This is a genomic window from Arsukibacterium tuosuense (assembly GCF_900215315.1).
GTDB classification, from domain to species: Bacteria; Pseudomonadota; Gammaproteobacteria; order Enterobacterales; family Alteromonadaceae; genus Alishewanella; species Alishewanella tuosuense.
In genome coordinates this window covers 349877-369598 of sequence record NZ_OBEB01000002.1, presented here as the reverse complement: position 1 = coordinate 369598, position 19722 = coordinate 349877, and the positions used below count along the sequence as shown (strand labels likewise).

The window sequence follows — 19722 nt, the reverse complement described above, 5'->3', positions numbered from 1 at the left end:
CCACCGAAACTTGCATTAAATTAACATTATGCTAAACATAATGCAGTGTTTATGTAAAATTTCGGAGGCAGGATGTCACTGGCTGTGGTTTACAGCCGGGCCCGTCATGGCCTGGATGCCCCCCTGGTTACCGTCGAGGTGCATATCAGCAATGGTTTGCCGGCATTTCAATTGGTTGGCCTACCTGAAACCTCGGTAAAAGAATCGCGGGACCGGGTGCGCAGCGCCATGGTAAACAGCGGCTTTGCCTTTCCCGATCGCAAAATCACCGTTAACCTGGCGCCGGCCGACTTACCCAAAGAAGGCGGCCGCTTCGACTTACCGATAGCGCTGGGGATTATTGTCGCCAGTGGTCAGCTGAATGAGCACAGCACCGGCGATTATGAGTTTTATGGTGAGCTGGCGTTGTCGGGCGAAATACGGCCTATTTTGGGGGAAATTCCGGTTGCGGTAGCCTGTCGTGACGCCGGCCGTGCCGCGCTGATGCCAATGTTAAACGCCCAGCAGGCACAACAGGTGCCCAAAGCAAAGGTGCATGGCGCTGAACATTTGTTGCAGTTACATAGCTTTTTACTGGCGCAGCAGGCGTTACCGGCTATTCCGCCGCTGCCCGAGCGGCCGGTGCAGCATATGCCGGATTTAGCCGATGTTCGTGGCCAGGGCCATGCCAAGCGGGTACTGGAAATTGCTGCTGCCGGCGAACACAATATGCTAATGCTGGGCCCGGCCGGCACCGGTAAATCAATGCTGGCGCAGCGGTTACCCGGCATTTTACCAGCGTTGACCGAGCAGGAAGCGCTGGCGACCGCAGCGATCTATTCGATTGCCGGCCTGCAACGCAACCTGACCGACTGGCAACAGCGGCCGTTTCGCAGCCCGCACCATACCAGTTCGGCTGTAGCATTGGTTGGCGGTGGCTCAGTGCCACGCCCAGGTGAAATTTCGCTGGCACATCATGGCATCTTGTTTTTAGACGAGCTGCCCGAGTTCCCGCGTAAGGTGCTGGACGTGCTGCGCGAGCCGCTGGAAACCGGGATTGTTCATATATCCCGGGCGGCCCGCCAGGCTGAGTTTCCGGCCCAGTTTCAGTTGGTCGCCGCACTGAACCCCAGCCCGACCGGCCACCATGAGGATGGCCGCGCCACGCCCGAGCAGGTCATGCGTTATTTAAACCGCTTATCGGGGCCTTTTATTGACCGGATAGAGTTACAGATAGAAGTGCCGTTGCTGCCCAAGGGAATGCTGAGCCAACAGCATAGTTCCGAAGAAAGCAGCGCCAGTGTTAAACAACGGGTGGTTGCGGCGCGCGAGATGCAGCTGGCCCGCCAGGGCAAGGCTAATGCCCGGCTCAGTGGCAGCGAAATTGCCGACTTTTGCCCGTTAAAGCAGGACGATGCCCGTTTTCTGGAAGACACCATTCACCGCTTTAAGCTGTCGGCCCGTACCTATCACAAAATTATTAAAGTCGCCCGCACTATCGCCGATTTACAGCAGCAACCGCAAATCAGCCGAGCCCACCTGATGGAAGCGCTCAGCTACCGCGCGCTGGAGCGGTTGCTGAGCTATCTGAAAAATTAAAAAGCGCGTCGATAACGAATGCTTCCACGATACTGATAAGACAGCTTGTTGTATTGGCATATCAAGTCGTAATCAGCGCTGAGGCCTTTAACAAAAATATTCTCATCATCATACTCAGCCCGCTGAACAGTGAAGCTGGCATTTTGTGTTGAACACGACCGACCAGCAATAATCACCTTGAGATGTGGTTCGCTGAAATTGTCCTCTGCGCCAGCAAGATAACTACCAGGCTGCAGGATTCCGCCGTCGCCCGTTCTCAGCCATAAAGACCAGGACTGCCCATCTGCAGAAAAGCCAGACACACTGGTATAAATGCCTGCATCATTGCCAATGTCATTTTGAGTATCTATTGGTGCTAACATCACGTCCGCTGAGCTGGCTGCAGACATCGGTTGCGTACTGTTATAAAAATAGTCGGTTAATTGCTCATCGATAACTATGTATGGCTGATTTATTGTGAAATGATTTCCTCTGGCATTACTGAGTTCTAAGCTTAGTATCCCGGAAAGATAACTGCCCAAAGGTGCGTTAGCCAGAGTTAATTCTACGCCATGATTGGCAAGATCACGTCTTGCAAATACAGTAGAGTCAGTCTGCCAGGCTGCCATTGCCGGGCCTAAGTCAGAACGAATATCAGGATAAACCTCTACTACCTGACCGGAGTGAAACAAGGTTGATGTCAGTTCAACTGTACCGGATAACTCGTCTACAAGCTGCGCATACATGAAAGGTACACTGGCTAAGGTATTACTATTATTTCGGGCAAAAGCGCTACCCAACCGATAACGATACCCCGCCAGCAATGGAACTGCAGGCTGTAGTTGCACCACAGTCCCTAAAACCATAATATCGACGTCAATCTCCGGCACACCAAACAGGTTTAATCCCTGCTCATCAACAGCGGTTAAAACCAGCCGGCTACCATAGCCGCCCAGTTCGGTCACAACATTACTAAAGTGCAATAATATGGGTTGTTCAGGCAGTAAGTTAACCATCATATTTTGTCCTGCTGTTAACCACTCAGCCTCCAGATTGACAAAGTCACGCTGTTCACGCCAAATATAGTTTTTAGCCAAACCCTTTTTTTGCCAGCTTGCGCCGGTACTTAATTCCAACCAGTCAACTTGCCCGCCTAACCCGAGCTCTGGCAGGATAATGTTTGCCAGTATCCCGGTATTGGCATCTATTGACGACAACCGCATAGTGCTTGTACCCCCTGCCTGAAAACGAAGCTCACCGCTATTCGGTAAACGTTGTATTTGACCTGATTGAGGGGTCACGGTTGATACCGTAATGCTACCCGACAGCACATCACTCTGCAGAGTACCGTTAGTAGACAACTCATACCGACCTATTTGATTATTAAGGATTAATCGGGTATTAAAACTGCGGAACTGCTCTATTTTGTTGTCTGGCAAAGTGAATGCCAGACTACTACCAGCAGGAGTCACAACATAGGAATATTGTTGATTGCGTGCGCTGTAACGGTTATTTATTTCAACCGAGACCTGCACTGTGCCTTCTTCATCTTTAAGTTGTAAATTGCGGCTACTAAGTAAATAGTCTGCATCTGATATATCCAGCGAGTAGCCATCCAGTGTTACTGAACGTACCAAAACGTCCAACTCACCAGTTATTTCTGCTTCAAGCTCAGCCAGCTGACATTGATTAAAAACGATACTGAAGCGTTGGTTAGCACCAAGATAATAGGTGTCAGATACCGTTCGTTTTACTAATTCAATTGCCTGTAACCCGTTTTCACAGAACACCGGACGAGTGACAGCGACAGCTCTTGGTTTGGCATTAAGCTCATCATGAGCCAAAACGGCCAGTTGTGCCAAACTGGTTAGAGTATCGTTACTAAGACTGGTTATGGTAGCAATATAAAGAGCATTGTCATCATTAATGACTAAACCCGGGTTACTACCTGAACCAGGACCACCACCAATTCCTCCATCTCCGTCGCTACTGCCACCACCGCCACAGCCAGTCAGCAAAAGCACTAACATCAACAACTGAAAAATACGCATTCTGAGTACCTATGACATAAACAAGCATAGATATTAGCGCCTTTAATGAGTGACTTACTACTGGCTAACTAAAATTTAAATCAACTTCCAATTTAGCGTCTGGCCAGCATAAAACGGCACTATTGGCTTACCGTTTGGCAGGTCAATTTCTGTTGGTACCTGCCACTGCTGCTGTTGCAGGGTCACCGTGCCACTGTTGCGTGGCAGGCCGTAAAAGTCGGCGCCGTAATGGCTGGCAAAGCCTTCCAGTTTTTCCAGACAACCTAACTCATCAAATACCTGAGCATACAGCTCTATTGCGCTGTGGGCGCTGTAACAACCGGCACAGCCGCAGGCTGATTCTTTGCGGTGCTTTTCATGCGGCGCCGAGTCGGTACCGAGGAAAAACTTCGCTGAGCCACTGGCTACTGCTGCGCGCAGCGCTTGCTGATGAGTGCGGCGCTTTAATACCGGCAAGCAGTAATTGTGCGGCCGCACCCCACCGACCAGTAAATCGTTGCGGTTCAGTAGCAAATGCTGCGGGGTAATGGTGGCGGCAACATTACTACCGGCCTCGCTGACAAAAGTGGCGGCATCGGCGGTGGTAATATGCTCAAACACCACTTTTAACTGTGGTAGCCGCGCTACTATGTGCTGCAGGTAGCGGTCGATAAACACCTTCTCCCGGTCGAAAATATCGATATCATGATCGGTAACTTCACCATGGACCAGCAGCAGCATGCCCTGCTCAGCCATTACTTCAAATACCGGATACAACGAATCCAGCGCACTGACCGCGGCGCTGGAATTGGTTGTCGCGCCGGCCGGATACAGTTTAGCGGCAACCAAGCCGGCAGCTTTGGCATCAATAATTTGCTGGCGACTGGTTTGGTCGGTTAAGAACAGGGTTAGCAGTGGCTGAAAGTTACTACCGGCCGGGCGGGCGGCCAGGATACGCTCGCGATAGGCCACCGCCATTTCAGCGGTGGTAACCGGCGGCACTAAGTTAGGCATTACAATAGCACGGGCAAACTGGCGGGCCGTGGCCGGTACCGTTTCCAGCAGCATGTCGCCATCGCGAAAATGCAAATGCCAGTCGTCGGGGGTTTGAATAGTTAATTGGCTCATCAGCAGCTCCGGGCGGGTCAGAAAAGATGGCCACTATAATAGCAAGGAATCTGCAGCGGTGAAATCGACCGGCGCCGTAAATAGCATGCCGGCCGATTTTTTATTTAGTGCTGCCGGTTTAAACCAACGCCTGCGGTTTGCTACACTGGTGGCTGATACCTTTGATTCAATCACGCTGCCGGATCAGTCACGCTGGTTGCGTGGAACAGGAGCGCAAACCATGTCTGACTTTGATTTTGATCAGGATTTCGATTTGAACAACCTCGATTTTGACGGTGCAGAGGCGGCCTTAGCCAAACAACAGGCCGAAGCAGAAGCCAGGGCTGCTGAGCCCCAATTTGGTGACGACGACGATGAATGCAGTGGCGGAGCCTGTAAAATTTAGCGTTAACTGTTAATAAGGGCTTATACTGTCTGAAAATAGTCCTTGGAAAACAGCATGAAAAAAACCCGTATTATTACCACCGATGACATTCTGCTTACACTATGTCAGGCCGTTAACGGCGTACTGGCGGCTGCCGGTAATCCGGCTATCAGCCATTCGCCGATGGTTCAGAAAATTCAGAAAACCTGTCTGCGGCCCGACCTTGGCTGCTTCGTATTATTTGACGGTGGCTTCTCAGGGCTGGTGATTATCAATTTCACGGCTCCGGCAGCGCTGGAAATTTACCGCAAGTACATGATGAGTATGGGTATGCCGGCGGAGGAACTGGCTCAGTTTCATACTTCTGATGAGGTCGGCAACGTAATGGGTGAGCTGATGAATCAGATCGTCGGTGATTTCACCAATAAGGTGCGCCAGGATTTACACACCTCGATTAACCAAAGCCAGCCGAAAATGATGGCCATTAATAAGCAGGTACAAATTCTGATTAACACCCAGCTTGATCAGCCTCAGGCCCGTCGTGTCACCTTCAGCACTCCGGAACATAATATTTTTTATATGGAACTGGCGATGGATAAAACCGAGTTTATTCAGTTGGAGGAGTTTGAACGTACCGAGCAGGAAAACCCGGACGATATTCTGGCTAATGCCCAGCAATACCGCCAGGAGAATACCGTCGACATCGAACCGGAAGTTGACGACGACTTTCTGAAGAACCTCGGCTTCTGAGCTAACCTTGCGCCGGGCTGCCGATCGGACAGCCTGGCGCCAGCCTAAGCGGCGGCGGATGAACCGGAATGGGCCAACTGACGCCATAGCTGACTCAGGCCAATAGCAAGCACGCCAGATAACATCAACATCGAGAACGGTAGTGCATCACCGGTATAAAACCATGCCAGTAACGGCCCGGCCAGGGCACCACTGCCAAAGCGTAAAGTACCAATAACGGCGGTTGCCGTACCACTGTTGTGCGGGAACTGCATAATGATCATTGCGTCGGCATTCGTCGCCATTAGTCCCAGGCTGGCCATTAAGGGTGCTATGGTAAAGACGGTATACCAGAGGCCCAGCCCCAAATAGTTAAAACCGCATAACAGACTGGCACAGCACAGTGCCACCACTAAGCCACAGCGCAGCATACGCTGAGGCCCGAAGCGCACGACTAAGCGACTGTTCAGCAGGTTAGCGCTCATCAGCGCCAGCACATTAAAGCCAAACAGCAGCGCAAACATTTGCTCGCTAACCCCGAAATAGCCAATATAAACAAATGATACTGCGGTTAAAAAACAGAAAAAGGCGAACGAGGCAAACATTGAGCTGGCAATATCCGGCCAGGCTGCCCGATGCCGGAATACTTTGACATAACCACTAAAAAAAGCGGGCCGCTGCTGAGTGCTGTCGTTATTGATTTCGGGTAAAAAACGCCAGCTAAAGCCCACTACCACAGCACCATACAATGCCAGAAACAGAAAAATGGCCTGCCAGCTGGCCAGCCAGATAATACCGCTACCCATGGCCGGCGCCACCAGCGGTGCCAGCATCATTATCATCGACACGTAAGACATGCCTTTAGCGGTATGTTGTTGGTATAAATGGCGGATAATACCCGGCACCACCACTGATGCTGCTGCACCTGCCAGCGCCTGCATTGCCCGCCAGCCCAGAAACCATTCAATACTGTCGACCAGGCTTAAGGCAATACTGGCCAGAATAAAGCCGGTTAAGCCAAACACTGCCAGTGGCCGGCGTCCCAGCATGTCTGCCAATGGCCCGAACAGCAACATACCGATGCCATAGGCCGCCAGAAAAATACTCAGCGACTGCTGCACCGTGCCAATATGGGTATCAAGTTCGTCTGCCATCATCGGCATAGCAGGTAAATACATATCGATCGCCAGCGGCGTAGTGGCAACCACCGCTGCCAGCAACATCAGCAACCAGATTGAAGGTTCGGAACGACGCATTACAGGTACTCTTATTGGCGGCATATATCTTAGCCGGTTATGCTTTAACCTTGGTTTTTTGGCGAATGGCTTCTTAACTTACCGGCAGTAGCAGTTGCAGACTGGCGCCACCAAAGGCACTGTCGCTGATAAGCAGCTTACCCTGATGCCACTGCACAATACGCTGAACAATGGCCAGGCCCAGGCCAAAGCCCCCCTCTTCGCGATTGCGGCTTTGCTCCAGCCGGTGAAAAGGCTTCAACACTTCAGCCCTGCGCGCGGGCGCAATGCCGGGACCATCATCATTGACGCTGATCCGCCAATAGCCCTGCTGGGATTTAACATCGATGGTAATCCGATGTCGGGCGTAGCGTTTGGCATTGACCAGTAAATTCTGAATTGCCCGTTCCAGATAATGGGCATCACAGTAAAACAGTGCCTGTGGCGGCAGCTGCAGTTCGATTGTTGCACCAGGCAGCGGCGCCAGTTTTTCAGCAACATTATGAATGAGTTCTGTTAAATCAACTTGCTGTTTTTTCAGATTGAGCTGATGGCTTTGCAACTTAGCGTAGTCAAGCATTTCATCTACCAGTTGCTGCAACTCACGCACGTCCTGCAACATTAGCTGTTTATCGTTTTCCGGCAGTTGTGCCGCCATTTCCAGCGCAAATTTCAGCCGGGCAATTGGCGTGCGCAGCTCGTGCGACACAGCATGCGTCATTTCCCGCTGCAATTCCAGCAATGAAATAATTTGCTGGCTCATTTGCTGGAAACTGTCGGCAATCGGTGCAATAAATGAACGCGCTGGCAACTGCAATTCGGCTGGCTCTCCTTTGCCAAAACGTTGCAGGCCTTGTTGCAAAAAACGAATATCCCGTGCCACCGGCCATAGCCACAACGCGACGGCAACCGCCAGTAAGCTGAAAAACAGAATACTGAACCAGTCAAAACCCGAACGCTCGTTCAGTTGCAGCGGACCCACCAACCACAATTGCTCGTCGCGCAGACCATAAAAAAACACGCTGTTATCCTGAAATAACGGCAATAAATGGTTTTGCTGCAATAATTGCCATTCCTCCGGCTGCCAGCTGACGCTATCAAGCGGCACAGCCTGATAAGGTAACCCCAGATGACTGGACCACTGCGCTTCAGGTAAGCGCATAACCAGCGCCAATTGCTCGGCAAGGGTATCAACCAGTGCCGGTGGCTGGTTACCCTGTGCGTATTGCCACAGTTGATCAACCGTCCAGCCAAGGCCAATTAATACCAGAAATAAAAACAGATAAAAGTGCAGAAACAGACGATGCATAACTACCAGGCATCAGCGACGAATAAATACCCTTTACCCCAGACGGTTTTAATCCGGAACGGTACCTCTGCATTGTCGCCCAGCTTGCGTCTTAAATGGGATACCCGCACATCGACTGTGCGATCAAGGCCGTCATATTCGCGGCCAATAATTTGCTGATGAATGGCTTCACGTTTTACGGTCTGGCCAGCATGTCGTGCTAACATCCATAATAAGTCGAATTCATAGCTGGTAAGATCGACCAGCTTGCTGTCCAGCCAGGTTTCGCGCGAACGTTGTTTCAGCATTAACCCGCCAAAAGCCAGCTCCTGTTGCTCGGCTTGCGGGCTAACCTGAGTCCGGCGCAGTAAAGCATTAATCCGTGCTAACAGTACCCGCGGTTCAACGGGTTTAATCACATAATCATCTGCACCCAGCTCCAACCCCAGTACCTGATCAATGTCACTTTGCTTGGCAGTAAGCATCAACACCGGGCCTTTGAACCACGGTCGGACTTGTCGGCAAACACCGAAACCATCCAGCCCGGGCAACATTAAATCCAGCACAATTAAATCAGGTTGGAATTGCTTACATTGCTCGGCAACCAAATCGCCCCGGCTTTGTTGCTGCACGGTAAAACCATGCTGCACCAGAAAACTCTGTACTAACCCGGCCAACCGGGCATCATCTTCCACTAACAGAATCTTGGCCATTAAAAAATACTCCATGCGCCGGATATACGGCGACGTTTCGCCGGTTGCCGGCTTAACACCTGTAATTCTGCACTCAACAACACCTGTTGTTGCTGGCGTAAACTCAGCCAACCCCGTTGCCAGTTGACCGGTTGCTGCCATTGACCACTGGTCGCTTCCTGCCAGCAACGCTCAGCCTGCTCTGCCAGATACAGACAGACTGTTCTGGGCGTGTCACTAAACCAGATTACCCGCAGCTCTGCTTCACAGCCCTGCTCAAGCTTATCGGCCACACAGACTGTCGGGCTGACCTGCCAGCACAGCGGCTCAGCGCAGTCTGTCATTGCAACCTCAGCGTGGCTGCTCAGCGAAACAGCAAGCAGCAGGATGGGAAAGCAACGTAACAGCCACATCAGAAAAACCGGTAACTGACGCCACCAAACCAGGTTGTGACATGGTCTGAGCGCACCAGGGCGCTGTCAGTCATAGCGCTGTCCAGTTGTAAATAACGAAGGAAGACCAACACACTCCACCGCTCTGTTAATGGTTTGTTCCAGTTTAACCGAAGTTCTGCCTGCCAGCTATCCCGGCCTTGATATTCCTGGCCTGGCGGCACTTCCAGCGCCGTTAAACCGTAATAGGTGTCAATCAGCTGGGCGCTTTTCCAGTGAATGTGGGCTGACAATTGCCATTTACCATAAGGGCTCTGCCAGCCCCGTCGCGCACCTAAACTGGCATGCTGGCCATGGTGTTGTCCGCTGACATCAGTCCAGTAGGCCAGTTGCCATAAGGTGCCATAGCTGACCGTATCTATTTGCAGTCCGACATCGAGTGCGGTAGGCCTTTTACTGACCTGGCTAACGGCCACCGGATACGGCGCCTGCCGGTCGGCAACAGTACTGAATTGGGGCATGTCGCTGAAAGTATTTGCTTCAAATTGCAGCAAGTTACCGCTGAACCACTGCTGGAAGTAACCTTTTTCCTGATTGAGCTGGCCAATAATACTAAGTTGCGTGTTCTCAGTCAGGGCGAAACTGCTGCCAAGCCGGCCATTGTCAAAAAACCAGTATTTACTGTAGTAATAAATTTCCGGCAATATCACCAGGTCAAGTTTTTCACCGCCATACAAAGGGTTACTGCGTTGGCCATAGCCCAATGCCCAGCTCAGATAAAGCTGTTGTTCGTTAATGCAGTCATCTCCCCGACAGGCAGGGGTGCTGGCAGTCGCTGCGAAGCCAGATAACAACAAACTGATTAGTAACACAATTTTTAACGGCGTTTTCAACACAACAGTTTACCTGATTACAGTGACTGTTTAGTTTAGCAAGCGGCGGGCCCTGCTCGAAACAGAAATAACATAGTTTCACAAATTATCCGCAATTTTTACAGAGCGTGGTGTGATAACAGATCCCGCTGCTGAAATTGAATCTGCTACCGAATCCATCTATGATGAGCAAAATATAACTATAATGCGCTGATCAGATTGCTGCAGTTAACTGCAGGGCTGCACCGCTGTAACAGCAGAGCAAACGATGAAAGACAAAGCAACATCCTTTGATATTGCCTATTTAGCCGGGGTATCTCAATCCACGGTGTCCAGGGCTCTGCGCAATAGCCCGCAAGTAAATAAAGAAACCCGTGAACGGGTGCATGCCATTGCTAAACAGCTTAATTATAAAGTTGATAAAAATGCCAGCAACCTGCGCAAGCAACGCAGCAGCACCCTGGCCTTATTGTTGTTTGAAGACCCAACGTCTGACGAGTCGCTGATTAACCCTTTTTTCTTATCAATGCTGGGCAGTATTACCCGTGCCTGTGCTAAACGCGGCCAGGACTTGCTGGTCTCATTCCAGCAGCTGAGTGACGACTGGCATGCCGATTATGAAGACAGTAATAAAGCCGATGGCATTATTTTGCTCGGTTATGGCGACTACGTCGACTATGAAGAAAAGCTGGAAAAACTGTTAGCGCAAGAAACCCATTTTGTATGTTGGGGCGCCGAAGTACAGGACCATCCGGAATCGACAATTCGTAGTAACAATCGCGAGGGTGGCCGGCTGGCCGGTGAGCATTTGTTGGCCAATGGTTACAAAAATTTTGCGTTTGTCGGCAATGCGTCTGCGCATAGCCCGGAGTTTTTTGAGCGCTACCAGGGTTTTACTGATGCACTGCACACTGCAGGCATTCAGCCCGCTGATATTGCCCAGTGCGATGCCATTTCTACTGAAAACGCCGGTGATCATGCTATCCGGCAAATTATCCAGCAGGGTAAGCCGGTAGATGCGGTGTTTTGTGCCAGCGACATTATTGCTATTGGTGTCATGCGGGCACTGCATCAGTTAGGCTATAAAATCCCGGCGGATATTGCTGTTATGGGCTTTGACGATATTCCGGTAGCGTCATTTGCTACCCCGGCGCTCAGTACTATTCAGCAGGACACATCACTGGCCGGGGAAATGCTGGTCGATAACCTGCTGCGGTTAATTAATAACGAAGCGATCGTCAGCACCCATATTCAGCCGAAGCTAATTATCCGCCAGTCCTGCGGCAGCCGCTGAGGCGGGTGCCAGTGCCTCCAGCGCTTCTTTTAAGCTGGGATAAAAGCGCAAGCTGCCGGCAACCGGTTTTACTCCGGCTTTAGCCAGGGTGCGTAGCGGCTGAAACTGTAAATCGGCAATCACCAACTCAGTTCGACTTTTGGCACTTTTACTAATCAGCTTATTCAACGCCGCCAGACCACCGGCATCCAGCACTGTTACCCCGTCCATATATAAAACGATGCCGCGACATTGAGCGGTTAGCACGGCAATTTCGGCAAAAATCCGGTCAGCCGCAGCGAAAAACAACGGGCCGTTAATTTTCAATACTTTCCAGCCCGCGGGCAGTTCGATATCGACCAGCTTCTTATGCCGGCTGATATCAGTAACTTTAGTCATCTCCGCAATGTCTTTCACAAACAATACCGCTGCCAGCAAAATCCCTACGGTAATGGCAATAACCATATCCAGCAGTACGGTCAGCGAAAAACAGCAAAGGAATACCAGAATATCGCTGCGTGGCGCGGTTTTCAGCAAGTGCAGCGCCTTCGGCGCTTCACTCATATTCCAGGCAACCATCAGTAACAGTGCAGCCAATGCTGCCATCGGCACATAGGACAGCAGCTTTGCCAACAGCACCAGCGCCAGCAGTAACACCAGACTATGCACTATTGCCGCAATCGGGCTTTGCGCCCCTGCTTTAAAATTAGCAGCCGAACGGGCCAGGGCGGCGGTCGCAGTAATGCCACCAAAAAAAGGCGTTATAATATTGCCCAGGCCCTGGCCTAATAATTCGCTGTTGGCGCTGTGGCGCCGGCCCGACATACCATCCAGTACTACCGCACAGAGCAAAGATTCAATTGCGCCCAGCATGGCAATGGCAAAAGCCGCGGCCAGTAAGTCCTTTACCAGCTGCCAGCTAAAGCTGAGTAGTTCGCCATCCGGCCCGGGACGCAACCAGGGCCAGTCAAAAAAAGGCAGATAGGGCGGAATACCATTACCGCTAGTGCCGTCCGGCAAGCTGTAGCTGAAGCGTGAACCAATGGTATCCAGCTCGGCACCGGCGTTTAATAGCAGCAGCGCCAGCAGGGTGCCGATAAACAATGCCGGTAAATGCGCTGGCACCGGCGTTTTCAGTTTTGGCCACAACAGCATCACCGCCAGGGTCACCACCGCGACCAGCAGGCTCGGCCATGCCGCTTGCGGCAGATGTTGCACCAGTACTGCAATTTTCTCAATGTAGTGCTCAGGCAGCGCGCTGATGCTCAGACCAAAAAAGTCTTTAATTTGTAAGGTGGCAATTACCACCGCGATGCCGCCGGTAAACCCCAGGGTTACCGCTTCCGGAATGTACTCAATTAAGCGGCCTAGCCGCATTGCTGCCATAAGTAACAGCATCACGCCGGATAACACCGTGGCAATCAGTAAACCACTGAGGCCGTATTTCAGTGCTATCGGATATAAAACAACCACAAAAGCGGCAGTGGGGCCGCTGATGCTGTAGCGCGAACCGCCAGTCAGCGCAATCACAAAACCGGCAATAATAGCAGTGTATAAGCCGTATTGCGGCGGCACGCCGGACGCAATAGCCAGCGCCATTGCCAACGGAATAGCAATAATGCCAACAGTAATGCCGGCCAGCAGGTCTTTACTGAGTTTACTGAGGTTATAACCTTCAGCCAGCGCTTCACGCAGCGCATGGCCCAGACGCAAGGAAAACAGGTGGGAACGGTGAGACACCACAACTCCGCTACAGCAGAACAGGTGTTTTAGTTTAGCAAACAGCGCAGACAACCGATATACGCTATTAGTCTGGGCTGCCAGAAATAAACCGCCGCTGCCACATAGCCGGCGGTTTAATCAAGGTGCTTATTCAGCGCTTTGCAGCACCAGCAAGCCAAAGCCAGCTAAGCTATTACCGTCCAGATCAAAGGTCCAGCCTGGGGTTAAGCCATCGCGATTAATGGCACTGATATCCTGCGCTGAATCAGTTAAATTCAGCACAAACAGGCTTTTGCTGCCGTTCAGCTCACGGCTGATTTGCAGCAGGCCATTATCCAGCTGGCTAACCTGATAGCTGCCGGCAGCAGCCAGCTCCGGCCGCTGTTTTTTCTGGGCAATTAAAAACTTATACAGCTGCCAGACCGAATCGGGCTGCGCTTGCTGCGCGGCGACGCTGCGATTCTCTGCCGCCAGTTGCTCAGCCAGAAAATCCGGCCACCAGTTGGGGAAGCCATCGCCAAATAATGTCAGTTGTTCTACCCAGCTCTTGTCACTTTGGGTAAAGCCGGCTTGGTTGCTGTTATCCCACAGCATCGGCGCGCGCTTAAATACATCGTGACCACTGCGGTCCTGGGTTAAGCCGATTTCTTCACCATAATAAATGTAGGGCGTGCCTGGCGAGCTGAACAACATGGCAGCAGCCAGTTTGGCTTTGCTGTCATGCTCTTTCAGCTGATACGCCACCCGTTCCTGGTCATGATTGGTTAAAAACGGTGCAAAAAAGTTAAGCGGCGCAACAGAATCACTGCGTTGTTGCACGTTCTGGCTCAGCACACCGGCATCGGCAGCTCGCTGCTGATTCGACTGCTGATTCGACTGCTGATTCGACTGCATAGTGCCAAACTGCGCTTCGCCGGCGGCATCCTGCTGCAATAAGCCAAGAATTTTATAACCGACTTCAAAATCAAAGCCCTGATCTAAGCCTTTGCCCTCGCCATAGTAGCGGGCAGCAACCGGGATATCGACCCAGGCTTCACCCACTAAATAGGCCTCCGGGTCTACGCTTTTCACAAACTGATTAAAGCTTTGCCAGTAAGCAATAGTTTCAGCGGTATCGGCCTGCGCATCCGGGCCGTCTTCCATCGCAAAGCGCACCGCATCTAAGCGGAAACCGGCGACGCCTTTATCCAGCCAGAATTTGGCCATTTTTTCCATTTCAGCCACCACATCGGGGTGGCGCAGGTTTACGTCAGGCTGGCTGGCACCAAAGGCAGCATAATAATATTGCTGGCGGGTTTCATTCCAGTGCCAGACGGCGTCAGGTTTATCGTTGTCACTCCAGGCATGGCCCCAGCCACTGCCCGCCTCTGGCATATCATCCCGCCAGATAAAATAATCTTTGTAGGGCGCTTCACCTGCAGCAGAGCGCTGAAACCATTCATGTTCACTGGAGATATGGTTGATAACCAGATCCAGAATAACCTTCATGCCTTTAGCATCAGCCGCCTGAATAAAGGCTTCAAACTCAGCCATGCTGCCGTAGTCGCTTTCAACCTGATAAAACTCAGTAAAGTCGTAACCATGGTACGACGGCGCTTCAAACATCGGCGTTAACCATAGCGCATTCACCCCCAGCTCCTGCAGGTAAGGCAGTTTGGCGGTCATACCGTTAAAATCGCCATGGCCATCAGCATCGGTATCATAAAAACTGCGTGGCCAGATTTGATAAAACACTGCGTCGTCCCACCAGACACGGCTTTGTGCTGTGACTGTAGTTTGTTCACCGGTGGCAGCAGCAGACTGATTTGCCGACGTTGGCTGCGATGCTGGTGAGCAGCCCGCCAGCGCTATAGCCAGCGCTATGGCTGAAATTGATCCTTTAAACATAATTAACTTTCCACTTTTACCGTTTTTACCCGCAGCACATACAATGCGGCAAACACATAAGAACAGCCACCTATCGCCAGCGCATATATGGCCTGACCATTAAAGAAGTAGCCAATCAGGCTGCCCAGAATGGCTGCCGCCAATAATTGTGGCAACACAATAAAGATATTAAACATACCCATATACACCCCCATTTTATGGGCGGGCAGGCAGTTCGATAACAGCGCATAGGGCAGGGATAGAATAGAGGCCCAGGCGATACCGATGCCGATCATCGGCAACCACAGTAAAGCAGGGTCTTTAATCACAAAGAACGAAAACAGGCCGGCTGCACCACATAACAAATTAATGGCATGCGCTTTCTGAGTACCGGTAAGTTTGACTAACAACGGTATTAACAGGGCGGCGATAGCAGCAAAACCGTTATAGACGGCAAACAATACGCCCACCCAGTCGGCCCCATCATTATAAGCCTGCGAGGTGGTGTCGCTGGTAGCATAGTGGTAACTGGTTACCGCAGCCGTGGTGTAAATCCACATCGCAAACAGTGGGAACCACGAAAAGAACTGCACCACAGCCAGCTGGCGCATGGTCGAAGGCATGGTAAATAAGTCATCAGTAATTTCCACCAGCATATTGCGGTTTGCCTGCTGCTTAAACCAACTGGCTGCCCACTGCAATAATCCAAAGGCCGCGATCAGCGCCCCCAATAAATACAGTTGTTTATCTAAATTAGCGGAGGCGACCACTACCAATGACACGACACCGATTACCACAGCAGCAGCACCGCTTTTCCAGTAGTTAGCGGCAGGCGTAGCCTGAGGGGCACTGGGGTATGCTGCCTGCTCGGCGGCGTCAAAAGCTGCCAGTTGCTCCGGGCTGTATTCTTTGCTGGAGATTATGGTCCAGCCAACGGCTAGAAACAGCACGGCGCCGCCCGCATAAAACGAATAGACCACCGAGTCAGGGATCATCCCGGCCGCGGCCGTGTTCGCCACCCCAAACCAGTTGGTCATCATCCAGGGTAAGGCCGACGCTACTACCGCACCTACACCGATAAAAAAGCTCTGCATGGCAAAACCGGTTGGCCGCTGCTGTTTATTCAGGTTATCGCCAACAAACGCCCGGAACGGTTCCATCGTCACATTAATGGCAGCATCTAAAATCCATAACATACCGGCGGCGAACCATAAGGTCGGCGAATTAGGCATTAATACTAACGCAGCTGTGGTTGCCAGGGCGCCGTATAAGAAGAATGGCCGACGCCGGCCGAGCCTGGTCCAGGTTTTATCGCTGAAGTGGCCAATAACCGGCTGCACCAGCAAGCCCGTTAACGGTGCGGCAATCCATAAAATTGGGATTTGCTCCATATCGGCGCCAAGGGTCTGGAAAATCCGGCTGACGTTGCCGTTTTGCAGGGCAAAACCGAACTGAATACCAAAAAAACCAAAACACATATTCCAAATTTGCCAGAAACTCAGGTTCGGCTTTAATTGCATGATGCTTGTCTCTCCAGGCTTTTATAATTGTGATATACCCACGCTGCACACTTTTTGGGCTGCAAAGGCTCCCCGAGGGTCTTTGATAACCCCATTTTAGTGCAACCACAAGATGAATACGTATTCAAACGGCTTTTGCTGGCAGGTTTTGGTGCAGAGTAATGAATATTTGTGTCAAAAAAATCGCTGGTTAAGCAGTTTACTGGTTAGTCGTTTGCTTGCGCTGCCGCTCATACTCTTCGTAGCTTTGCTCCATCCCACGCATACATTCGTCGTATTCGGTAACAGGCAAGCGTCTGCATTCCTGTTTTTTATTCAGTTGCAGGTTCTGGTAGATCGCTTTATTGCTGCAGCCGGAAACAGCAACAAGTACGACAGCCAGTGTAATTATCACCAATTTAGTGTTCATAGCGCCTCTTTTTGTCAGGCAAACTCAATAAAATAATTAGGCGAACTCAGCGGTGCTGATCCAGCATAATCTGGTTGCCATCTGGATCTTCCAGTACAATATGAGCCGGACCACTGCCCGTTTCGTCAGCAGTTTTAATCAGAGTAACGCCTTGGGCTTGCAACTGGCTTTGGATCTTTCGAACGTCAGTAAAGTCGTCCATGTTCTGTGCGTTTTGATCCCAGCCTGGATTAAACGTAAGAATGTTTTTGTCAAACATGCCCTGAAATAAACCAATCACCGTGCTGCCATTTTTCAGAATAAGCCAGCCCTGTCCTTGATCTCCTCCCATGGTGGCAAAGCCCAATTTTTCATAAAAGGCTTTTGAGGCGGCAATATCTTTTACTGCTAAGCTTACCGAAAATGCGCCTAGTTCCATAATCATCACTCCCGTTTGTTCCCTAGCAGTTTAGCCGCGGTTATAGGCCTCTGCCAGCCAATGCTTTACGGTTTCATCAATATCAGCGACGCTGCTCAGGCGGATACGATGGCTGCACATTGCATTAAAGCTGCCTGACGCTTCCAGTTTGCCAGCGGGTTCAACATCCTTTAAATTCAGACCCAAATCTAAACGACTGGCGGTAGAGGGCTGAATTAACGCAAATTGCTTATTACGGCGCGCGCTGACATAGGCTTTTTTCGGGCTCAGCTCAATATCGCTGCCCAGGCTGTTCAGGTAGCTGATAAGCACATCATAGATTGGCAGCAATGCCGCTTTGGCACCACCGTACTGAGCTGCCAGCAAATCTGCGTCGCTGGGTGCGCCGCCAGCGGCAGCCTGTTTGGCCCGGTGGGCGATCAGGTTGGCATTACCATGGCCCAGCGCAAACTCGCTTTTCAGCCAGTTGACCAGTTCGCTGTGTTTGCTGAAGTTCTGGCTGGCAGCTAAAGCCAGCCATTCAGCCTGGCTTTTACCACTAGCCTGTTCCAGATTACGCCATTGGCTTTGTTCGGCAGCAGTAATCTCTGTCATGACAATGTCCTCAGGTTATAACCGCTGTGCCGGGTATTTCCGTTACGGTTCTGGCTTCAGCACGTTCAATAATTTTTACCAGCACAGACTGGATGGTTTCATCCTGCCGTGCGTCCTGCTTGCTGACAAAACGTTGCTCCTGCACTGCAGCGCCGGCCTCTGCGACGAAGCCGACCACGACTTCAGTAGCGCAATCCGCGCTGGCGCCAAAATACGCCAGAGTAAGTTGCGGGTAGCCGTCGAAACCTTTATTTATCTGCTTTGCGATGCGTTTTTTTGCTTTTTCCAGGTTCATGCTTTATCCAGTTTTGTTTCGCAGCCTTGCGATGCTCTTGTGCTGATCTTGTGATGGCCAAGTATGCTAAAACTATAACACTAAATCTGCCTGGTGATGGCCTTTACCACCGCATTGGCCGAACGTACGGCGGACTCCAGCAACGGTACTCCTTCATAGGCCCAGGAACCACAATAAAACAGTTTGCGGCCGCGCTGTTGATGCCATTGTCTGAGGGCAGCATGGACTTTGGCCGTATCAGGGCCCACCACCGCCCGTTGCATCGGCACCCTGGCCAGCACCTTTCCCGGGGCAGGCTCAGATAACGGGTTCCAGGTCTGAAACACAGGCGCACTGCTTGCAAGCGAGGGCTCTACCCGGTTTACCCACACCGTAAACACCGGCTTTTGCAACTGCCGGTCCAGCTGAAAATTCAGCGCGGTCCAATCCTGTTTCTCTGCTGGCATAAAGCGGGTGTCCTGATGCACCCAAAGCTCACCGGCATCGAAACGGATGTTTGCCAGCATTTGCCGTTCGTCACCAAACTGCCCGCTGTCGAGAAAACCCAGCTGATTGGCCTGGGTGGCCACAATTACCCGGTCAAATTCGCCGCCGTCACCCCGTTCATTAACTACCCTTATCTGCTGGCCAAGGTCTTTAACCTGGATCACCGGGCTACCGCTGTGCAATGTCAGGCTCTGGCTCAGCGCGTTAACCAGCGCCGTGGTGCCGCCCTGCAACCGGCACAGCCGTGAGTTGTATAAAATACTGTGCAGTAACGACAGCAACTGCGCCGCAGGCCAGTTTAGTAAGTGTTTTTCGTCACAGGTACAAATGGTGGTCAGAATTGGCAGAATTAAGCCGCGCCAGAATAGCGGGTCAAAGTGATGCTGCTGTAACACGGCACCGAGCGTCATATCAGCAGGTTGCTGCTGTAGCTTGCTGGTCAGCTGGCGCAGTTGCCAGCTGCCACGAGCTATGCCCAGGGCGCGGCGGTTAAGGTAGCGCCAGGAGCCGACAAAAGGCCAGCCAACAACCGGCAATTCGCCACTGCGAAACCAGGTTTGGCCATTTGACCAGCTGCAGGACGTATGAGTGCGGACATCAAAAGTAGCAACGCCTACCTCGCTGGCAAGCTGCAGCACACTGGGCCAGCTGTCCGGGCTCATTACCCGCAGCGGCACATCCACCAGGCCACCTTCTGCCTGCAGCGCGTGAGCATCCATGCCATGGTGGCTCTGTGCTTCGAATACAGTAACACTATGGCCGGCACGACGTGCCCGGTAAGCCGCAGTCAGCCCCGCCATACCACTACCTATTACTGCAATTGCATAGCTCACTCTGTCGCTGGCCTCATGT

Annotated in this window: 19 protein-coding genes; 4 read left to right on the top strand and 15 right to left on the bottom strand. The window is 51.6% G+C overall.

Features of this window, described 5'->3' with window-relative positions:
- The first annotated feature begins 72 nt into the window (after positions 1–72).
- Positions 73–1578 (top strand): YifB family Mg chelatase-like AAA ATPase, encoded by a 1506-nt coding sequence (locus tag CRO03_RS06150; protein WP_097110736.1) that lies wholly within the window; start codon positions 73–75, stop codon positions 1576–1578.
- On the opposite strand, the gene CRO03_RS06145 is transcribed toward CRO03_RS06150, so the two are convergent.
- Both CRO03_RS06145 and pyrC read right to left on the bottom strand, forming a co-directional pair.
- Complete coding sequence (locus CRO03_RS06145) at positions 1575–3608, bottom strand: hypothetical protein (protein ID WP_097110735.1); 2034 nt, start codon at positions 3606–3608, stop codon at positions 1575–1577. The genes CRO03_RS06150 and CRO03_RS06145 overlap by 4 nt on opposite strands.
- A gap of 75 nt (positions 3609–3683) precedes the next feature.
- On the bottom strand, positions 3684–4715 hold the full coding sequence (pyrC, locus tag CRO03_RS06140) for a dihydroorotase (protein ID WP_097110734.1): 1032 nt from the start codon (positions 4713–4715) through the stop codon (positions 3684–3686).
- Between the two features lie 58 nt (positions 4716–4773).
- Here pyrC and CRO03_RS06135 point away from each other — a divergent pair, with 58 nt between their 5' ends.
- Positions 4774–5100: a hypothetical protein gene (locus tag CRO03_RS06135; RefSeq protein WP_097110733.1), complete on the top strand. Its 327-nt coding sequence runs from the start codon at positions 4774–4776 to the stop codon at positions 5098–5100.
- A 54-nt stretch (positions 5101–5154) separates the two neighbouring features.
- Positions 5155–5829, top strand: coding sequence for a DUF3334 family protein (locus tag CRO03_RS06130; protein ID WP_097110732.1), 675 nt, complete (start codon positions 5155–5157; stop codon positions 5827–5829).
- 44 nt (positions 5830–5873) lie between these two features.
- Here CRO03_RS06130 and CRO03_RS06125 read toward each other — a convergent pair whose 3' ends face one another.
- The 5 genes from CRO03_RS06125 to CRO03_RS06105 form a co-directional block, all read right to left on the bottom strand.
- Positions 5874–7064: a multidrug effflux MFS transporter gene (locus CRO03_RS06125; RefSeq protein ID WP_170948953.1), complete on the bottom strand. Its 1191-nt coding sequence runs from the start codon at positions 7062–7064 to the stop codon at positions 5874–5876.
- A gap of 73 nt (positions 7065–7137) precedes the next feature.
- Positions 7138–8352, bottom strand: coding sequence for an ATP-binding protein (locus tag CRO03_RS06120; protein ID WP_097110730.1), 1215 nt, complete (start codon positions 8350–8352; stop codon positions 7138–7140).
- Positions 8353–8354: 2 nt separating this feature from the next.
- On the bottom strand, positions 8355–9044 hold the full coding sequence (locus CRO03_RS06115; protein ID WP_097110903.1) for a winged helix-turn-helix domain-containing protein: 690 nt from the start codon (positions 9042–9044) through the stop codon (positions 8355–8357).
- Positions 9044–9436 carry a DUF3019 domain-containing protein gene (locus CRO03_RS06110; RefSeq protein WP_097110729.1) on the bottom strand — a complete coding sequence of 131 codons (393 nt, stop codon included), beginning with the start codon at positions 9434–9436 and terminating at the stop codon, positions 9044–9046. The genes CRO03_RS06115 and CRO03_RS06110 overlap by 1 nt, the downstream gene beginning before the upstream one ends.
- Complete coding sequence (locus CRO03_RS06105; protein WP_097110728.1) at positions 9436–10311, bottom strand: MipA/OmpV family protein; 876 nt, start codon at positions 10309–10311, stop codon at positions 9436–9438. Before CRO03_RS06105 ends, CRO03_RS06110 begins: the two co-directional genes overlap by 1 nt.
- A 244-nt stretch (positions 10312–10555) precedes the next feature.
- On the opposite strand from CRO03_RS06105, the gene CRO03_RS06100 reads away from it, so the two are divergent.
- Positions 10556–11581 carry a LacI family DNA-binding transcriptional regulator gene (locus tag CRO03_RS06100; protein WP_097110727.1) on the top strand — a complete coding sequence of 342 codons (1026 nt, stop codon included), beginning with the start codon at positions 10556–10558 and terminating at the stop codon, positions 11579–11581.
- Here the strand turns inward: CRO03_RS06100 and dauA are convergent.
- The 8 genes from dauA to CRO03_RS06060 all read right to left on the bottom strand — a co-directional run bounded on the left by dauA (position 11549) and on the right by CRO03_RS06060 (position 19703).
- On the bottom strand, positions 11549–13300 hold the full coding sequence (dauA, locus tag CRO03_RS06095) for a C4-dicarboxylic acid transporter DauA (RefSeq protein WP_097110726.1): 1752 nt from the start codon (positions 13298–13300) through the stop codon (positions 11549–11551). The genes CRO03_RS06100 and dauA overlap by 33 nt on opposite strands.
- Positions 13301–13429: 129 nt before the next feature.
- Positions 13430–15169, bottom strand: coding sequence for an alpha-amylase family glycosyl hydrolase (locus tag CRO03_RS06090; RefSeq protein WP_097110725.1), 1740 nt, complete (start codon positions 15167–15169; stop codon positions 13430–13432).
- 2 nt (positions 15170–15171) lie between these two features.
- A complete protein-coding gene (locus CRO03_RS06085) occupies positions 15172–16668 on the bottom strand; it encodes an MFS transporter (RefSeq protein WP_097110724.1) in 1497 nt (498 codons plus the stop codon).
- A 199-nt stretch (positions 16669–16867) separates the two neighbouring features.
- The gene (locus CRO03_RS06080) at positions 16868–17077 is read right to left on the bottom strand and encodes a hypothetical protein (RefSeq protein WP_097110723.1); all 210 of its coding nucleotides are present in this window, start codon (positions 17075–17077) and stop codon (positions 16868–16870) included.
- 46 nt (positions 17078–17123) lie between these two features.
- Positions 17124–17495, bottom strand: a complete 372-nt coding sequence (locus CRO03_RS06075) for a VOC family protein (RefSeq protein ID WP_097110902.1) — start codon at positions 17493–17495, stop codon at positions 17124–17126.
- A 30-nt stretch (positions 17496–17525) separates the two neighbouring features.
- Positions 17526–18089: a DUF5655 domain-containing protein gene (locus CRO03_RS06070; protein WP_097110722.1), complete on the bottom strand. Its 564-nt coding sequence runs from the start codon at positions 18087–18089 to the stop codon at positions 17526–17528.
- A gap of 10 nt (positions 18090–18099) precedes the next feature.
- On the bottom strand, positions 18100–18384 hold the full coding sequence (locus CRO03_RS06065) for a hypothetical protein (protein WP_097110721.1): 285 nt from the start codon (positions 18382–18384) through the stop codon (positions 18100–18102).
- Positions 18385–18464: 80 nt separating this feature from the next.
- Positions 18465–19703, bottom strand: coding sequence for an FAD-dependent oxidoreductase (locus CRO03_RS06060; protein WP_097110720.1), 1239 nt, complete (start codon positions 19701–19703; stop codon positions 18465–18467).
- Positions 19704–19722: the final 19 nt, after the last annotated feature.